17 protein-coding genes are annotated in these 16,689 nt (G+C 58.6%); 6 read left to right on the top strand and 11 right to left on the bottom strand.

The genetic code is table 11. The annotated features are described in order from the left end of the window. Positions 1–125 precede the first annotated feature (125 nt). A complete protein-coding gene (locus tag GS605_RS18510) occupies positions 126–581 on the bottom strand; it encodes a GAF domain-containing protein (RefSeq protein WP_171724925.1) in 456 nt (151 codons plus the stop codon). A 72-nt stretch (positions 582–653) separates the two neighbouring features. Then, on the bottom strand, positions 654–1,826 hold the full coding sequence (locus GS605_RS18505) for an acetyl-CoA C-acyltransferase (protein ID WP_171724924.1): 1,173 nt from the start codon (positions 1,824–1,826) through the stop codon (positions 654–656). A gap of 102 nt (positions 1,827–1,928) precedes the next feature. Here GS605_RS18505 and GS605_RS18500 point away from each other — a divergent pair, with 102 nt between their 5' ends. From GS605_RS18500 to ggt, 3 genes are all read left to right on the top strand, one after another. Next, a complete protein-coding gene (locus tag GS605_RS18500) occupies positions 1,929–2,267 on the top strand; it encodes an STAS domain-containing protein (RefSeq protein ID WP_171637735.1) in 339 nt (112 codons plus the stop codon). A 21-nt stretch (positions 2,268–2,288) separates the two neighbouring features. Next, positions 2,289–2,738: an ATP-binding protein gene (locus GS605_RS18495; RefSeq protein WP_171637737.1), complete on the top strand. Its 450-nt coding sequence runs from the start codon at positions 2,289–2,291 to the stop codon at positions 2,736–2,738. A 216-nt stretch (positions 2,739–2,954) separates the two neighbouring features. Next, on the top strand, positions 2,955–4,532 hold the full coding sequence (gene ggt / locus GS605_RS18490; protein WP_171724923.1) for a gamma-glutamyltransferase: 1,578 nt from the start codon (positions 2,955–2,957) through the stop codon (positions 4,530–4,532). A gap of 35 nt (positions 4,533–4,567) precedes the next feature. Here ggt and hspQ read toward each other — a convergent pair whose 3' ends face one another. Then, a complete protein-coding gene (gene hspQ / locus GS605_RS18485; RefSeq protein ID WP_050604943.1) occupies positions 4,568–4,894 on the bottom strand; it encodes a heat shock protein HspQ in 327 nt (108 codons plus the stop codon). An 80-nt stretch (positions 4,895–4,974) separates the two neighbouring features. Between hspQ and GS605_RS18480 the strand changes: the two genes are divergently transcribed. Together GS605_RS18480 and GS605_RS18475 are read left to right on the top strand one after the other, a co-directional pair. Then, a complete protein-coding gene (locus GS605_RS18480; RefSeq protein ID WP_171724922.1) occupies positions 4,975–5,856 on the top strand; it encodes an AEC family transporter in 882 nt (293 codons plus the stop codon). A 61-nt stretch (positions 5,857–5,917) separates the two neighbouring features. After that, positions 5,918–6,499, top strand: a complete 582-nt coding sequence (locus GS605_RS18475; RefSeq protein WP_152459251.1) for a lytic transglycosylase — start codon at positions 5,918–5,920, stop codon at positions 6,497–6,499. Between the two features lie 14 nt (positions 6,500–6,513). Here the strand turns inward: GS605_RS18475 and GS605_RS18470 are convergent, their stop codons facing one another. From GS605_RS18470 to GS605_RS18455, 4 genes are all read right to left on the bottom strand, one after another. Beyond that, positions 6,514–7,110: an outer membrane lipoprotein carrier protein LolA gene (locus tag GS605_RS18470; protein WP_170345603.1), complete on the bottom strand. Its 597-nt coding sequence runs from the start codon at positions 7,108–7,110 to the stop codon at positions 6,514–6,516. 39 nt (positions 7,111–7,149) lie between these two features. Then, positions 7,150–10,071, bottom strand: coding sequence for a DNA translocase FtsK (locus GS605_RS18465; protein WP_171724921.1), 2,922 nt, complete (start codon positions 10,069–10,071; stop codon positions 7,150–7,152). A 14-nt stretch (positions 10,072–10,085) separates the two neighbouring features. After that, positions 10,086–11,267, bottom strand: coding sequence for an aminotransferase class I/II-fold pyridoxal phosphate-dependent enzyme (locus tag GS605_RS18460; RefSeq protein WP_171724920.1), 1,182 nt, complete (start codon positions 11,265–11,267; stop codon positions 10,086–10,088). A 108-nt stretch (positions 11,268–11,375) separates the two neighbouring features. Next, on the bottom strand, positions 11,376–12,704 hold the full coding sequence (locus GS605_RS18455) for an amidase (RefSeq protein WP_171724919.1): 1,329 nt from the start codon (positions 12,702–12,704) through the stop codon (positions 11,376–11,378). Between the two features lie 53 nt (positions 12,705–12,757). On the opposite strand from GS605_RS18455, the gene GS605_RS18450 reads away from it, so the two are divergent. Next, positions 12,758–14,020: an FAD-dependent monooxygenase gene (locus tag GS605_RS18450; protein ID WP_253283348.1), complete on the top strand. Its 1,263-nt coding sequence runs from the start codon at positions 12,758–12,760 to the stop codon at positions 14,018–14,020. On the opposite strand, the gene GS605_RS18445 is transcribed toward GS605_RS18450, so the two are convergent. The 4 genes from GS605_RS18445 to GS605_RS18430 form a co-directional block, all read right to left on the bottom strand. Beyond that, positions 14,017–14,202, bottom strand: coding sequence for a Trm112 family protein (locus GS605_RS18445; RefSeq protein WP_171119907.1), 186 nt, complete (start codon positions 14,200–14,202; stop codon positions 14,017–14,019). The genes GS605_RS18450 and GS605_RS18445 overlap by 4 nt on opposite strands. Then, on the bottom strand, positions 14,199–14,840 hold the full coding sequence (locus tag GS605_RS18440; protein WP_171637751.1) for an LON peptidase substrate-binding domain-containing protein: 642 nt from the start codon (positions 14,838–14,840) through the stop codon (positions 14,199–14,201). Before GS605_RS18440 ends, GS605_RS18445 begins: the two co-directional genes overlap by 4 nt. Before the next feature lie 27 nt (positions 14,841–14,867). Then, positions 14,868–15,782 (bottom strand): thioredoxin, encoded by a 915-nt coding sequence (trxA, locus tag GS605_RS18435; protein WP_152459258.1) that lies wholly within the window; start codon positions 15,780–15,782, stop codon positions 14,868–14,870. A gap of 74 nt (positions 15,783–15,856) precedes the next feature. Further along, positions 15,857–16,645, bottom strand: coding sequence for an exodeoxyribonuclease III (locus GS605_RS18430; protein ID WP_171724918.1), 789 nt, complete (start codon positions 16,643–16,645; stop codon positions 15,857–15,859). Positions 16,646–16,689 lie beyond the last annotated feature (44 nt).

Below are 16,689 nucleotides of genomic sequence, written 5' to 3'. Positions count from 1 at the left end.
AAAACGAAACTTCGCTATGGATTCTGATAGGAGATCGCTTCGAAGCCTGCAAGATGAAGTCAGCCGCGCCCTTCATTCGCCCGGGAATCCCTTGGGTTGATGCACATCCGCAACGACCGCAGCGGTCAGTGCCCGGCAAACACTGCGGTCAAAATGCCTTCCAGATTTTGCGCATCCTGTTGCGTGAAAGCATCCGGCTGGTCGCTGTCAATGTCAAAAACGGCGATGACTTGTCCCGACGAATCCCGCACGGGCAGAACCAGTTCGGACCGGGTTGAGCTGGCGCAGGCGATGTGACCCGGAAACGCATCGACATCCGGCACCAGTTGCGTTTCGCCCGTTCTTGCTGCGGCACCGCAGACGCCCCGTTCGAACGGGATGACCAAACAACCATGCCCACCCTGATAAGGGCCGATCTTCAGAACGCCCGGTTCGGTGACACGATAAAACCCGGTCCAGTCGAAACGATCGTCGGAATGGTGAACCTCGCAGGCGACAGTCGCCATAAGAGCAACCTGGTCCGTTTCGCCTTCGGTCAGGGCCGCGATGGTTTTGGCAAGCGTTTCATAATCGGCAGTCATTGATTGCAACCCCTTCGGATGGTTGGGGGCACGGCCCCCGAACCCCCGGAGTATTTGGAAAAAGATGAAGGGTCAAACGCGTTCGATGGCAATGGCCGTGCCTTCCCCCCCGCCAATGCAGATCGCCGCGACGCCCCGTTTGAGGTTACGTTTTTCCAGCGCATTCAACAACGTAACGATGATGCGGGCACCCGAGGCACCGATGGGATGGCCTAGGGCGCAGGCGCCGCCATTCACATTCACCTTGTCTCGTGGCAAGCCCATTTCGTGCATGAAAGCCATCGGCACAACCGCGAAGGCCTCGTTCACTTCCCACAGGTCGACGTCATCCTTGCTCCAGCCAATGCGTGACAAGAGCTTCTGCGCCGCCGGAACCGGAGCCGTCGTGAAAAGGCCGGGGGCCTGAGCATGACTCGCATGCCCCAAAATCCGGGCCCGAACCGTCATGCCCCGCGCTTCGGCGGTTTCTGCCGACGCAAGAACCAGCGCCGCCGCGCCGTCCGAAATCGAAGACGAGTTGGCGGCCGTCACCGTACCGTCCTTGCGGAACGCAGGCTTCAGCGTCGGGATCTTCTCGGGGCGGGCGGATTTTGGCTGCTCATCTGTCTCCAGCAGAATTTCACCTTTGCGCGTCCGGACGGTAACGGGTGTGATTTCCTGATCGAATGCGCCATTTTCCTGCGCAGACAGCGCGTTGGACAAAGATTGCAGCGCGTATTCATCCTGTGCTTCACGGGTGAACTGATACGCCTCGGCACAGTCTTCGGCGAAAGTCCCCATTAGACGGCCTTTGTCATAGGCATCTTCAAGGCCGTCGAGGAACATGTGATCAACCACCTGACCGTGGCCAATGCGGGCACCGCCGCGCATCTTGGGAAGAAGATAGGGCGCGTTGGTCATGCTTTCCATGCCGCCCGCAACCATCGTATCTGCATGACCCAATGCAATTTGGTCGAAGGACATCATAGCGGCCTTCATCCCGGAACCACACATTTTGTTCAGCGTCGTGGCGGGTACCTCTTCGCCCAATCCCGCCGCGAATCCGGCCTGCCGCGCAGGGGCCTGGCCCTGCCCCGCCGGCAAAACGCAGCCCATCAGCACTTCGTCGACCGTCTGCACCCCTGCCTGCTGCAAAGCCGCGCGGATTGCTTCGCCCCCGAGGTCAGCCGCAGCAACACCGTCAAACATGCCCTGAAACCCGCCCATCGGTGTACGGGCGGCCCCTGCTATAACAACGTCTCTCATCCGGGTTTTCCTCCTGCTTTCGGGCTCTTGAATACCGAATGGTAAGAATTGCCGTCTAGCGTATTTCTACGACTCAATTTCAGTTTGGAAGGCGGCAGGATCATGGGGCTGACCAGCAAGACAACCGGCGAAACTCAGATCATCACCGTTCATGCCGACCGGATCGATGCTGCAATGGCCATTCAGTTCAAGGAAGACATGCGCACCAATACCGAGGACAGCGCTCATCGCGTTGTGCTGGATCTGTCCGATGTCGAGTTCATTGACTCCAGCGGTCTGGGTGCAATCGTTGCTTCAATGAAACAGCTGGGAAAAGACCGGAGGCTTGATCTGGCCGGGTTGCAGCCAGTGGTCGAAAAAGTCTTTCGCCTGACACGCATGGATACGGTTTTCAGACTTTTTGAAACTCTGGATGACGCGTTGTCAGAGACAGACGCCTGACGGCAGCAGGGGATAGATGGCGTGGAGCCGATTGAAAACAAGACCTGCCTGGAATTGACCTTCCCTGCGACGGAATCAGAGGCCAGCGAGGGCATTGCAAAGCTTAGCGTCGGTCTGGCGGAACGGGGATTGCCCCCGCATAAAGCCGGCGATGTGAAGATTGCTTTGGCTGAAGCCATCAACAACGTCGTGGAACACGCTTACAATGGCATCGCCGCGGCCAAGGTTCAGGTCACCTGCCGGCTGGACAGGGATCTTCTGGACATCTTGATCTCGGATACGGGGCGCCCGCTGCCTGGATACCGACTTCCGGATGGCACCCCTGCTCCGATGGGAACGGATCTACAGGACCTCCCCGAAGGTGGGTTCGGCTGGTTCCTGATCCATCGCCTCACCAGTGATATCCGGTACGAGCGGCGCGGTGGATGCAATCGTCTGTCCCTGCGGTTTGATTTTGAACCCAACGGGTGATCGACCACAATTGGTCACAATAAGGTCATTTTCGAAACATTGTCGCGCCGCAAACAACCACCATACAGTGACTCGTAGCTCAGATAGCTTCCCTCGGCGCCACAAATCACAGCCCCCACCCAGTGAATGGCGCCGAGGAACTTCCCATCCTGAAATCGCTGGACAATCGCTGATCAGTGAATAGCTTTCTCTTGTTCTAACGAGAGAGAATTCGCCATGCGTGATCTGCATAATCCGGGCCGATCCGAAGTTTTTGCCACGCAAGGCATGTGCGCGACGTCGCATCCGCTGGCGGCCAAAGTGGCCATCGATATCTTGGGCCAGGGCGGCAACGCGATGGATGCCGCGATTGCCGGGGCTGTTCTTTTGGGGATTTGCGAACCACAGATGACCGGATTGGGCGGCGATTGCTTCGTTCTGTTCAATCGTGCCGGCGAAAGCAGGATACGCGCGCTCAACGGATCGGGCCGCGCACCGGCTGCCGCGCAGTCCCAGATGTTGCGCGATCAGGGCCTGTCATCCGTACCTTTGGGCGTGCCGGATGCCGTGACCATTCCCGGAGCCGTCGATGCCTTTTGCCACCTGGCCCAGACCGAGGGTCGCCTGGGGTTGGGCGCGATTTTGAAGCCGGCGATTCATTATGCTGAAGCGGGTGTTCCGGTGGCTCCTCGGGTCGCTTTCGATTGGAAATCAGGTGCCGCAACACTTCAGGGCGCCGCCCGCGACCACTATCTGATTGACGGGCAAGCCCCGTCGATCGGGCAGGTTTTCCGTGCGCCGGGACAGGCGAAGGTATTGCGCCAGATCGCGGCCCACGGGCGCGACGCGTTCTATTCAGGTGAAATCGCCGATGATATGATCACCGCGCTTTCGGAAAGGGGTGGTGTCCATTCCGCTGAGGACTTTCATCACACAAGATGTACTGAAACGCAGCCGATACATGGGGCCTACAAAGGTGTGGATCTGGTGGAACATCCGCCGAACGGTCAGGGCGCAACCGCGATTTTGCTACTGAATATCCTCAAGCATTTTGACATGGCCTCGATGGATCCATTCGGAGCGGAGCGTATTCATATCGAAGCCGAGGCCACCAAACTGGCCTATGACGCTCGAAACCGGTTCATCGCGGATCCCGACCACATGGCAAGAGTAGAGCGCTTTCTGGATCCGGATATCGCTGCCAGACTGGCTGCTTTGATCGATCCCCAAAAGGCGATGCCTGCTGCGGCGCCTCTGACCGAAGCGGTTCACAAGGACACGGTTTACATCACCGTCGTCGACCGCGACCAAATGGCTGTTTCGTTGATCTATTCGATCTTTCACAGCTTTGGATCCGGTATCGCGTCGGGAAAATACGGCATATTGCTGCAAAACCGCGGGGCAGGATTCACATTGCAGCCCGGCCACCCCAACGAACTGGGCGGCGGCAAACGCCCGATGCACACGATCATTCCGGGAATGTTGGCGCAGAACGGTCGGGTCACGATGCCATTTGGTGTCATGGGCGGCGCCTATCAGCCAACCGGACACGCGCGCTTCGTGTCAAATCTTGTCGATTTCGGGCTTGGGTTGCAGGAAAGCATCGATGCGCCACGCGCCTTCTTTGACGGATCGGTTCTGAAACTGGAGCGTGGCTACAGCGACGAGATCGCGAAACAATTGTCCGATATCGGCCATAATATTGAGATGCCGGAAACACCACTTGGCGGAGCGCAAGCGATCCGAATCCGAAAAGACGGTGTTTTGGAGGGTGCCAGCGACCCACGCAAGGATGGCTGCGCCCTTGGATACTGATCTGCGGCAGACCTACGCCCGCCGGTTCGGCGCACTTAGTTCAGGTGGAAATGCAGGGGGTATGCACCATCTTCGAACGGTCCGAACATATTGGGAATATCCGGGTGCTCGACCGGTTCGCCTGAATAGTCTGCAACCAGATTTTGTTCTGAAACATAAGCAACATAGAAGGATTGGTCGTTCTCGGCCAGCAGATGGTAGAACGGTTGCTCTTTCCTTGGGCGGCTGTCTTCCGGAATGGCCTGATACCATTCTTCGGTATTCGAAAACTCGGGATCCACGTCAAAAATCACCCCTCGAAAAGGGTGTTTCTTGTGACGAACCACCTGGCCCAAGCCGTATTTTGCACGTGTCTTTAGCATTGTATCAGCCCCCAACGCTTTTTTTACCCGTTTCCGGGCGGAAAAGCCAATCATTGATGTGAAAATCAGGGAAACAGTCTGTGAACCTTATACTGACAGTGTTCGAAATCGTGGCGCCGGTTTTTCTATTGGCGGCTGTTGGTTTTACATGGGTTAAGCTGGGTTTCGAATACCGCCTGCAATTCGTCACCCGCTTTGCAACGATGCTGGCAATGCCCAGTCTGATCTTTGTTGCCCTGATGCAAACCGAGATCCCGGGCAATGATCTGTCACGCTTCACAATGGCGACACTGGTCGCAAATCTGCTGCTGGCGGTGTTGTTCTGGCTGATCGTTCGAGGGCTGAGACTGGACCCGCGAACATACCTGTCGCCTTTGATCTTCGGCAATACCGGAAATCTGGGCCTGCCGCTGTGCATCTTTGCCTTTGGTCAGATTGGTCTGGGATATGCTGTTGTCTTTCTGTCAGTTACCGCATTGTTTTCTTTCACTTACGGGATTTATCTGGTCGCCGGGAAAGGGGCGTGGGGACAGGTTGCGCGCCAACCAATGGCCTGGGCGACGATCCTTGGCGCAGTGTTTTTGTGGCAAGGATGGCAGACGCCGACATTTCTGACCAACACGCTGGAGCTTTTGGGGCAAATGGCTGTCCCGCTGATGTTGGTCACGTTGGGTGTGGCAATCGCCCGCCTGACTTCGCACAGCCTGGGGCGGGCGCTGTGGCTGTCAGCGCTGAAACTGGCGGTGTGCTTTGCGCTGGGATGGGGAATCGGACGATGGTTTGATCTGGATACGATCGCATTTGGCGTTCTGGTTCTTCAAATCTGTACGCCGGTTGCCGTAACCTCTTACCTGTTGGCCGAACGGTTTGGGGCCGATTCCGACGCCGTCGCCGGCATGGTCATGGTGTCCACCGTGCTTTCCGTTGCGGCGTTACCGGCTATTCTGGCTATCATTTTATAGCGATTGTGATTTCCTAAGCGCTCAATCTGCGCTAGAATACACAAAAAAAGGCACGAGGCACATGAGCAGAATTCTTTTCGTACTCCTGGGGGTGCTGCTTCTGGCATCCTGTGGGGGCGGCTCTAAACAGCCGCCCAGCAGATTAAACGATGCGTGCAGTATTGCGCGTGAAAAACCCGACTATATCAAAGCCTTCAAGAACACCGAGCGCAAATGGGGCGTTCCGGTTCACGTTCAGATGGCGACCATCTATCAGGAAAGCCGGTACAGGCATGATGCGCGCACTCCGCATAGATATGTATTGGGCGTCATCCCAATGGGCCGTCAAAGCAGCGCTTACGGCTATGGTCAGGCACTGGACGGCACGTGGGAACAATATCAGCGCGAAACAGGAAAACGTCGGGCCAAGCGCGATCGCATCCGCGACGCCTCGGATTTTATCGGCTGGTACATGAACAAAAGCTACGAGCGTAACGGTATCCACCCGGCAGATACGCGCAATCAGTACCTGGCCTATCACGAAGGCCATACAGGCTACGCCCGTGGCAGCTACAACAGCAAATCCTGGTTGTTGAACGTTGCCAATGACGTGGACGCACGCGCACAACTATATCAGGCACAGTTGGCGAACTGCCGGTATTGATACGTACAAGCGGGTCAGCGATTGCCTGACCCGCTTCTCTTTTTGTCCGAGAACAGCTTCTGATCAAGGCGACCGCCTTCATTCAGGGCGCCCAGCAATACCGTCGTCTGGCTGCCCGCATTGTCGTGAATCACCCACTTGCGCAGCTCGACCGGATTGTCCGTGAACATCAGTTCGATCCGACCCGCTTCGGGGTTCTTGGGATCCTGCGCGGTGACGACGGTGGCCGTGCCGTCAAAGCTGTGACCTACAACCATATTTGCCTGGCTCAGGTTCACGTTTCGCGCCAGCACGATGGACAGTGGTGTGCGCTTAAGCGGGTATTGCTCGGGCGGCTGGTTCGATTTCGGATCAAAGATCTGAACACTTCCGGATCTTGCCAGCACCACGGCACTGTTGGGTGGGTCATATTCAAACCGCATCTTGCCGGGGCGCTGCATCCACAGCTTGCCGGTGCTCAGCGAGCCATCGTCATTCACCTGGGTGAATGTCGTCTGAACCGTCTTCAACCCGTTCAGGTAATTGGAAATCTGCGAGAGCGGCAGCTTCTCCGCCGCCCATGCGGCGGGTGCGGCCAGTGTCAAAGCAAGGGCAAAAGCAATCTGTTTCATGCCGTACAGATAGGTCTTCTGCCCTTGTAATTAAATATCCTATTGCTCGGGGACGAGGATTTCGCGTTTCCCGACATGATTTGCTGACGAAACAACACCTTCGTCTTCCATTTGCTCAACAAGCCGTGCAGCTTTGTTGTAGCCAATGGCAAGTTTTCGCTGAATATACGAGGTCGAGCATTTGCGATCCTTGATCACGATTGCCACCGCCTGATCGTACAACGCGTCCTCTCCGTTCGTATTGCCGCCTGTGTTCAGTCCCAAAACGGCATCGATATTGTCAGCCTTTTCTTCGGCCGGACCGTCGACAACACCGCCAATGTAGTCCGGCGGACCAAACTGTTTCAGGTGGTTGACAACTTCCTCGACCTCTTCATCCGAGACAAAGGGCCCGTGGCAGCGGGTAATCTTGGCACCGCCAGCCATGTAAAGCATGTCGCCCTGCCCCAGCAGCTGTTCGGCCCCCATTTCACCCAGAATGGTGCGGCTGTCGACTTTCGACGTCACCTGGAAGGAAATCCGCGTTGGGAAGTTCGCCTTGATCGTACCGGTGATCACGTCGACCGAGGGGCGCTGTGTGGCCATGATCAGGTGAATGCCCGAGGCCCGCGCCATCTGTGCCAGACGCTGGATGCAGGCTTCGATTTCCTTTCCCGCCACCATCATCAGGTCGGCCATCTCATCGACGATGACAACGATATAGGGCATCGCTTCGGGCGCGAATTCTTCAGTCTCGAACGTTGGTTCACCGGTTTCATCGTCAAACCCGGTTTGCACCGTGCGGCTGAACATCTCGCCTTTGGCCAACGCATCCTTCACCCGGCCGTTATAGCCTGCGATGTTGCGGACGCCCATTTTGGACATCTTGCGATAGCGATCTTCCATCTCGCCCACGACCCATTTCAGGGCGACCACCGCCTTTTTCGGGTCGGTCACAACAGGCGACAGCAGATGCGGGATACCGTCGTAGACCGACAGTTCCAACATTTTCGGGTCGATCATGATCAGGCGGCATTCATCCGGTGTCAGCTTGTACAGCAGTGACAGGATCATCGTGTTGATCGCCACTGATTTACCCGAACCCGTGGTTCCCGCAATCAGCAAGTGCGGCATCTTCGCCAGGTTCGCCACGACGGACTCGCCGCCGATATCCTTGCCCAAGGCCAACGGCAGTGCCTGGTTGCCATCGCCGAAATCACGGCTGGCCAGGATTTCGCGCAGAACCACCATTTCGCGATTTTCGTTCGGTAGTTCGATACCGATAACCGAACGGCCCGGTAGGGTCGAAACCCGCGCCGACAGGGCCGACATCGAACGTGCGATGTCATCGGCCAGGCCGATCACGCGGCTTGCCTTCAGCCCCGGAGCGGGTTCCAGTTCGTACATGGTGACGACCGGGCCCGGGCGAACGCTGACGATCTCACCCTTCACGCCATAATCATCCAGCACATTTTCCAGCATCCGCGCGTTTTCTTCCAAGGCTTCATCGCTCAGATGGTGGCGCTGAATGCTGGCCGGATTCGACAAAAGGCCCAGAGGTGGCAGTTCGAAATCCGAGTGCCGCTCTTCAAAGGATAGTGCAGGCTGTGCCTCGGCCTGTGCGCGGCGAGACGGTTGCGGTGTACGGCGTACCGGTTGCGCGACCACGGGCTTGCGCGGTTCGGCTACCGGGATTTTCATCGCCGGGCGCGGTTGCAAAACAGCTTCTTCGACATCCTCGAATACCTCGTCCTCCACATCCGGCTTGGGCGCATAGGGGGTCTGCATAGGCGCGGGCGCGTTTTCAACCGGCGTGGATTCTTGCCACTCTGGCTTATCACCCGCTGTTACGGGTGGCTCGGGCGGCAGTCCTGCTGCTGTCACCGGCGGTTCCGCCGGCAAGCCATCGGGCTGGCTTGTGTTCAGGATCAGCGGCCCCGGGCGGCGGCCACGGCCTTTGGTCAGCGGAAGGTTCGGGTCGGGTTCGGGCGTCAACTCACCTGTGGCCACTTTGCGATTGCGCACAGCAGCCGAGATTTTCGAACGGATGCGATCCTCGCCCGGCATTTCGTCGAAACCCGCGATTGGTTCCGGATCGACCAGCTCTGGCTCGGGCATGGGATCGGGGCGCCGGATAAGTGACGGCATGCGCGCCAACAGACCGGACTTGACCGGAGGTTCGGGACTTTCCAGTTCGGGTTCTTCAAAGATTGGATCGGCATAAGCCAGATCATCCTCGAACACGGCTTCGGCCTCTGCGGTTCGCGCAAGTTTGCGCTCTTCCCATTGCGCGCGGCGATCTCGTGCTGCCTGCGCAGCCGAGGCTGCACCACGGCCCATCAGGGTCATCAGCATGTCATATGCCATCACCAGACCCAGCAAGAAGGCGCGGAAACCCCGCTTGACATCGATTTTGGTGAAACCCAGCACAAAAATACCCAGCGCAATCATCCCGACCGCCATGGCCAGCGACATCAGCTTCACCAGAAAATGCGACGAAATCGGCAACAGCGTCAGCAATGCGCCCATGACCGTATCGCCGAACAAACCGCCCAGACCATAGCTGTGGGTCGCGCGCCAGCCTGCATCAGGAACGAGGGTCGCGGCATACACCGAGACGACGGCGATCCAGATCGGGGCAAAAATCAGACGCGCAATGGCGCGATCTTCCCCGAAATGGCCCGCAAACCGAAAACCCCAACCAATCAGAACCATTGCGATGCCCCAGCTTCCCCAGCCGACGATCATGAACAAGGGTGCGGCGATCGAGGCCCCAATCCGCCCCATCCAGTTCTGCACCGGCGCGTCGGTGGACACCATCCAGTTGGGATCATCGGGCGTGTAGGACCAGATCATCGCGGCCGCTGCCAAACCCAGCAGGATCAGGGCGATGCCAATCAACTCCTTGCTGCGTCGCTCCAGGGCTGCCTGCGTTGTGCTGTCCAGCAATGGATCGCGGTTGCGCGCGTTATATGATGCCATTTTGCCCTCGTACCTCACGAATAGATGCAGTCGCGGAGTGTGATCAGACCACGCTGCAACTCTGTTTTTGGGGCCACCAATGCAGCCCGGATAAATCCTTCGCCCGGGTTCTTTCCCGGATCGCCTTGTGAAAGATATGCGCCCGGCAGGACCCGGACACCGGTTTCCTTCCAGACTTTCAATGCGGTGTCTTCACCATTCTCGACCGGCAGCCACAGAAAGAAACCGGCCTCTGGCGCCATATAGCCCTGCACGCCTGCGAATACCTCATCCGCAATGGCGTATTTTTCCTGATACAGCGCGCGGTTTTCGCGAACGTGTTCCTCATCCGCCCAAACCTTTGCTGCGGCGGCTTGCAAGGGCAGAGGCAGAGGCGACCCGGCATAGGTGCGCAGCTGCTTGACCTGTTTGATCGTCTTTGGACCACCGGCGATAAACCCCGACCGCATACCGGCCAGATTCGAACGTTTAGAAAGTGAGTTGAACAGCGTGATCCGTTCAGGATCAGCGCCCAGTTCCTGCGCGACAGTCAGAATACCTGTCGGGGCTTCTTCACGGTAAATCTCGGAATAACACTCATCCGCAAAAATACGGAAATCGTACTGCTCGGCCAGACGGATCAGGTCGGCCCAATACTCGCGCGAGGCAACGGCCCCCTGTGGATTGGCGGGTGAACAGATATAGGCCACGGCGGTGCGGTTCAGCACGTCCGCAGGCAGGCCGGCATAGTCCGGCAGATGGCCCGTCGCGGCGGTGGCGGGCACAAAATAAGGCTGCGCGCCCACCGACAGCGAGGCGACCATGTAGACCTGATAAAACGGGTTCGGGCACAGGATGATCGGCTGCTGACCGTTCTTCTGTTCCGGGCACAAAGCCATGGCCGCGTTGTATAGCCCCTCGCGCGTGCCGTTCAGCGCCATCACGTTGGCATCAGGGTCCATCTGAACCCCATATCGCCGTTTGATCCAATCCGTGATCGCTGTGCGCAGGTCATCCGACCCTTCGTTCGGGGGATACCCTTGGAACCCGGCGGCGTTTTCCAAGATGACATCCGTCACCCAAGCCGGAAAATCATGTGTCGGCGCACCAATGGTCATGTGAACGACATCACCGCCCGGCTGGTGGTGATCCAACAGGGCGCGCAGACGCGGGAATGCATAAGCCGGTAGGTTCGAAAACCGCTCGGGGAAATCCATAATACTGCCTCAATATCGGGGTCATTGGCGCCCCGTTTTTTTGGCAGATTACAGCCCGGGTCCCTCTTCGTCCAGACAAAGAGGTTCCGAATCAGGGGATTGTGGCATTCAGGCCAGCACCGTTTCCGCTGCCGAACCCAGCCGCAACAACGCCTCTTCCGAGCCGGGATAGCCCAGCATCATCAACCCGCAGCCGGGCGTTCCGGTGGGCAGGCTCAGCGCCGCCAGCCCCATCAGATTGCCAATCCGCGTGTTCCGCAGGGCCAGAAGATTCTCGGTTACGTAATAGTCATGATCGCTGAGCAAGCGCTCCAGATTGGGCGGCAAAATCGGCGCTGTCGGCGCCAGAACCGCATCAAACCCGGCGGTTGCCGCGTCCCAGGCGCTGCGGCATGCCTTGAGTTTGGCCCAGGCCGCCACATAGTCGGGACCCGAATAACCCATGCCAATGCGGAAGCGTTCGAGAATCTCGGGATACATTGCCTCGGGATTGGCTTCGATGACATCGCGCCACAGCCCATAGGCCTCGGTCGTGTATACGATGCTGGTCAACGTCATGGCCTCGTTCAACTCGGGCACTTCCAACGGCACGATCTCGGCCCCCGCGTCGGCAAGTTTGGCCACGGCTTCGTCATATGCTTTGCGCGGTGTGTCGCGCAGGTCGTCCTTGGCAATGTTCTGCAAATCGGCAAAACGGCGCCCTTTCAGCGAAGCACCACGCAGATCGGCAGGTGTTCCCCCCTCGAGCAGAGCCAGCACATGCGCCGCGTCCTCGACCGAACGCGCCACAGGTCCAACCGTGTCGAAACGCAGGCACAGCGGCACCACACCTTCCAGGCTGAGCCGTCCCGCAGTGGTTTTCAGCCCCACCAGATCATTCCAAGCCGCCGGGATACGCACCGAACCACCCGTGTCCGAGCCGATGCCACACGCCGCCAACCCCCACGCGACCGAGGCCGCCGCCCCCGAAGACGACCCTCCGGGCACTGCTGCCTCGTCATGAATGCAGGGCGGGGTTTCGGTGATCGGATTCAACCCGAGGCCGGAAAAGGCCAGCTCGCTCATATGTGTTTTACCCAGGCAAACGGTGCCCATCTGAGTCGCATTGCGCAGCACCAGCGCATCCGCATCCGGCACGCGATCCTTCAACAAAGCCGAACCCGCCTCGGTCACGGTGCCGGTGGTGTCGAACAGGTCTTTCCAACTGATCGGGACGCCATCCAGCAGCGACCGGCGCAGGCCCAGTTGCGCGCGTTGCCGAGCGGCTTCCGCTTCGGCCCGGGCGCGGTCGTGGGTGACGCGGGCATAGATGCGGTCCCGATGCGGATGAGCGTCAATAGCGGACAGGTAGGTTTCCGTCAGTTCGACCGGATCGATCTGCCCCATGCCAATGCCACGGCCCAAATCACACGCGGTCATTGTCAACCAATCCTGCATCTCATCCCTCCTGGTTTTTTCGGCTGTGGGTGACGGTAGCGACAGGACTGCACATGGACAATCCCGAAAGGGCGCGCATATTGCAGGGCATGACACAGGCTTCTGACATTCTGATCGTGGGCGGCGGGTTGAACGGCCCTGCTTTGGCGCTGGCACTGGCACAAACCGGTCATTCGGTCACGGTGATCGATGCGCTGGTCGAAAAGGTACGCAAGAACGCGGCATTCGACGGGCGCGCCTATGCGCTGGCTCTGGCCTCACAGCGGTTGTTGGATGCCATCGGTATTTGGGACCGCGTCGCGCAGCACGCCCAACCGATGCTGGAAATCAAGGTCACAGATGGCCATGCCGGGACAGGGCCATCGCCGTTTTTCATGCATTTCGACCATGCCGAGATCGAAGAAGGCCCGATGGGGTATATGGTCGAGGATCGCCACCTGCGCCGTGCTTTTCTGGACGCGATGGCCGAAGAGCCGCGCATCACCCAGGTAAGCGGCAAATCCGTCGTTTCGCAACAGACCGACACGGCCAACGTGACCGTGACGTTGGATGACAGCAAAACCCTGGGCGGCAGCCTGCTGGTTGGCTGCGACGGTCGCCGCAGCGGAACCGCGTCACGGGCCGGCATCAAACGCACCGGTTGGGATTACGGCCAGACGGCATTGGTCTGCGCCATCGAACATGAGCTGCCACATAATGGCATCGCGCATCAGTTTTTCATGCCACCCGGTCCGCTGGCAATTCTGCCGTTAACTGGCAATCGCAGTTCCATCGTCTGGAGCGAACGCACCGACAGCGCACAGCACATCAACGCCCTGCCCGAGGATGACTACGTGCAAGTTCTGCGCCCGCGATTTGGCGATTTTCTTGGCAAAATCAGTCTGGCGGGAGATCGTTTCACTTATCCGCTGAACCTGACCATAGCCAATTCCTTCATCAGCGATCGCATGGCGCTGGTCGGAGATGCCGCGCACGGAATGCACCCCATTGCCGGTCAGGGCCTGAACGCTGGCCTCCGCGATGTCGGCGCTCTGGCTGAGGTCCTGACTTTGGCGGGACGGCGCGGCGAGGATATCGGCTCGTTGATGGTTCTGGAGCGCTATCAGGAATGGCGCCGTTTCGACACGGCCTCGCTGGCGATGGCGACGGATGTCTTCAACAAGCTGTTTTCCAACGACAACCCGCTGCTGCGGCTTGGACGTGACATTGGCATGGGGGTTGTCGGCGCTTTGCCCGGCCTCCGTCGCGGTTTCGTTCGCGAAGCGGCCGGGCTGACCGGGGATCTGCCCAAGCTGTTGCAAGGGCGCCCGATTTAATCCAGCTGTCGGGCCTCGTCGACCAGCATGACCGGAATGCCGTTGCGGATGGGAAAAGCCAAACCCGCCGCTTTTGAAACAAGCTCTCGCTTTTCGGCGTCATAGTGCAGGGTCGTATGTGTCTGCGGGCAGATCATCGCCTCGAGCATGTGGCGATCAAAGGCGTGTTCAGGGTCGGTCATTGCAGTTTTTCCTCGTTTGATCCGCCGCGCATGGCGAATTCAATCAGCGTCACCAACGTTTCGCGCCGGGTGCGCAGGCAGGGGGCTTCCAGCAGGGCCTGTTTGTCCTCGGGGTCGAAATCCAGAAGCATCGACAGGGAATTCACCAAAAGTTCATCCTCTGCGTCCTTAAGCGAATCCCAGTCGGTGGACAATTGACGGGATGAAAAGAAACGCTCCAACAATGTCAGGAACGCGTTGCGGTCAAACTCGTTGTCTTTCTCGGCCTTTCCCAGATCACGGTCGAACCCGTCCCACGAGACCGCGCACCTCCGGTAGGGCGTGAACGAATCCAGCTCTGACATGACCCTGAACCGGGATATACCGGTCAACGTGATCAGGTACCGGCCATCTTCGGTTTCCGAAAACTGCGTCACCCGCCCTGCGCATCCGATACGGTGCAGCTTGTCTTCGTCATTGACCGAAGGATTCGGCTGAACCATTGCGATCAACCGTTCCTTGGTTTTCAGCGCGTCGTCCAGCATCTGAAGATAGCGCGGCTCGAATATGTGAAGCGGCAAGCGCGAACGCGGGAGCAGCAGCGCCCCGGGCAATGGAAAAACAGATACCGTTTCCGGCAGGTCGGCGGGATGCATCATGTACCCGACTCTAGCTCTGATGAGAGATTAGGCAAATATCATCGAACTGAGTTTGCGACGTCCGTTCAGAACAATCGGGTCATTGGGCTTGAGCGCATCGAAGATGGTGAAAAGCTGTGTCTTGGCTGCGCCTTCATTCCATTCACGATCCCGGCGGAACAGTTCCAGCAATTGTGCCACGGCTTCTTCCACATTGCCGTTCGCGTGCAGCGCCTGCGCCAGATCAAAGCGGGCTTGATGGTTGTCCGGATCCGCCTCAACCGCTGCCGTCAGCTCGGCGACGGGGCCGGCATCTGCTGCCTGCTTTGCAAGCTCCAGCTGCGCATGTGCGGCCTCCAGCTCGGCCGATGTGGAGATCTCGGCCGGAGCGCCGTTCAGGATCGCTTCTGCCTGCTCCAGATCACCGGTGGCAATATGCGCCCGCACCAGACCACCATATGCAGCGGCGTGGTTCGGATCTTCGCCCAGAATTGCGGCAAAGGTCTGAGCCGCGTCCGCAGCCGCGCCTTCGGCAAGCATTTCCTCGGCAGCCTGCACAGCATCATCCAGTTGGCCCCCGGGGCTTTCCCCCCCTGCGGCTTCGATCACGCGGTCCACGAAGGCCTTGATCTCGGATCCCGGCAACGCGCCTTGAAACCCGTCCACAGGCTGGCCCTTGAAAAAGGCATAGACGGTCGGGATCGACTGGATGCGCATTTGCGCAGCAATTGTCTGCGCCTCATCCACATTGATCTTGACCATCTTCACCGCGCCTTTCGCGGCTGTCACAGCCTCTTCCAGCATCGGTCCAAGGGTTTTGCACGGGCCACACCAAGGTGCCCAGAAATCGACGATCACAGGTGTTTCCTGCGAGGTTTCCACCACATCGGCCATGAAAGTGGCCTCGGTCCCGTCTTTGATCAGATCGGTTGCTGGGGCGTTTCCGCCGTTCAGAAGGTCCATGGCAATCACTCTTTCGTTCGAACTTGGCCCTATATGCAGTCGCTTGTCCCGGAAACCAAGGGCTGAGTTGCGGATCAGACGTCGAAACTGGCAAAGACCGGAGCGTGATCGCTGGGTTTTTCCCATCCACGGGCGTCCCGCAGAATACGGCTGGAATGGCCCGCGTTCGAGATATCGGCAGTGGCCCAGATATGGTCCAGCCGGCGCCCCTTGTCCGCCGCATCCCAGTCCCGGGCGCGATAGGACCACCAGCTGTAAAGCTGCCCTTCCGGGATATCCTGACGGGTGATATCGACCCAGCCACCTGCTTCCTGTGTCTCGGCCAGATGCTCGACTTCGATGGGCGTGTGCGAGACGATCTTCAGCAGTTGTTTGTGTGACCACACATCATCCTCGCGCGGGGCGATGTTCAGGTCGCCGACAAGGATGGATTTAGCCGGCTTTTCCGCACGGAACCAATCGCGCATATCAGTGAGATAGTCGAGCTTCTGGCCGAATTTCTCATTCACCTCCCGGTCCGGCACGTCGCCGCCCGCCGGGACATAGAAATTGTGGATCGTGACACCATTTTCCAACCGCCCGGCAATATGGCGGGCATGTCCGAGACCGGCGAAATCCTTGTCGCCCACCTCTTCCATCGGCAGGCGCGACAGGATGGCGACGCCGTTATACCCCTTCTGCCCCCGCGCGATCATGTGGGTGTAGCCCAGTTCGGAAAACCCTTCGGTCGGGATCTTCTCAACCGGTGACTTGCACTCTTGCAGGCACAATACATCAGGGGCTTCTTCTTGCAGCAATTTCAGCACGATAGGCTCGCGCAGGCGAACAGAATTGATGTTCCATGTGGCAAGGGTGAAAGGCATGTCGGGGATTCCTTTGTCGCGATTGGCGCAGGTTAACGTGGCAC

Origin of the sequence: Ruegeria sp. HKCCD7559 (genome assembly GCF_013110575.1) — a bacterium.
Classification (GTDB): domain Bacteria; phylum Pseudomonadota; class Alphaproteobacteria; order Rhodobacterales; family Rhodobacteraceae; genus Ruegeria.
The sequence above is the reverse complement of the archived record's forward strand: the minus strand, read 5'-3'. Positions and strand labels throughout refer to the sequence as shown.

What these genes read in the sequence shown, in the direction of transcription:
- GS605_RS18510 (WP_171724925.1), bottom strand. Translation starts at nt 581, where the DNA reads ATGACTGCCGATTATGAAACGCTTGCCAAAACCATCGCGGCCCTGACC.
- GS605_RS18505 (WP_171724924.1), bottom strand. Translation starts at nt 1,826, where the DNA reads ATGAGAGACGTTGTTATAGCAGGGGCCGCCCGTACACCGATGGGCGGG.
- GS605_RS18500 (WP_171637735.1), top strand. Translation starts at nt 1,929, where the DNA reads ATGGGGCTGACCAGCAAGACAACCGGCGAAACTCAGATCATCACCGTT.
- ggt (WP_171724923.1), top strand. Translation starts at nt 2,955, where the DNA reads ATGCGTGATCTGCATAATCCGGGCCGATCCGAAGTTTTTGCCACGCAA.
- hspQ (WP_050604943.1), bottom strand. Translation starts at nt 4,894, where the DNA reads ATGCTAAAGACACGTGCAAAATACGGCTTGGGCCAGGTGGTTCGTCAC.
- GS605_RS18475 (WP_152459251.1), top strand. Translation starts at nt 5,918, where the DNA reads ATGAGCAGAATTCTTTTCGTACTCCTGGGGGTGCTGCTTCTGGCATCC.
- GS605_RS18470 (WP_170345603.1), bottom strand. Translation starts at nt 7,110, where the DNA reads ATGAAACAGATTGCTTTTGCCCTTGCTTTGACACTGGCCGCACCCGCC.
- GS605_RS18465 (WP_171724921.1), bottom strand. Translation starts at nt 10,071, where the DNA reads ATGGCATCATATAACGCGCGCAACCGCGATCCATTGCTGGACAGCACA.
- GS605_RS18460 (WP_171724920.1), bottom strand. Translation starts at nt 11,267, where the DNA reads ATGGATTTCCCCGAGCGGTTTTCGAACCTACCGGCTTATGCATTCCCG.
- GS605_RS18455 (WP_171724919.1), bottom strand. Translation starts at nt 12,704, where the DNA reads ATGCAGGATTGGTTGACAATGACCGCGTGTGATTTGGGCCGTGGCATT.
- GS605_RS18450 (WP_253283348.1), top strand. Translation starts at nt 12,758, where the DNA reads ATGGACAATCCCGAAAGGGCGCGCATATTGCAGGGCATGACACAGGCT.
- GS605_RS18445 (WP_171119907.1), bottom strand. Translation starts at nt 14,202, where the DNA reads ATGACCGACCCTGAACACGCCTTTGATCGCCACATGCTCGAGGCGATG.
- GS605_RS18440 (WP_171637751.1), bottom strand. Translation starts at nt 14,840, where the DNA reads ATGATGCATCCCGCCGACCTGCCGGAAACGGTATCTGTTTTTCCATTG.
- trxA (WP_152459258.1), bottom strand. Translation starts at nt 15,782, where the DNA reads ATGGACCTTCTGAACGGCGGAAACGCCCCAGCAACCGATCTGATCAAA.
- GS605_RS18430 (WP_171724918.1), bottom strand. Translation starts at nt 16,645, where the DNA reads ATGCCTTTCACCCTTGCCACATGGAACATCAATTCTGTTCGCCTGCGC.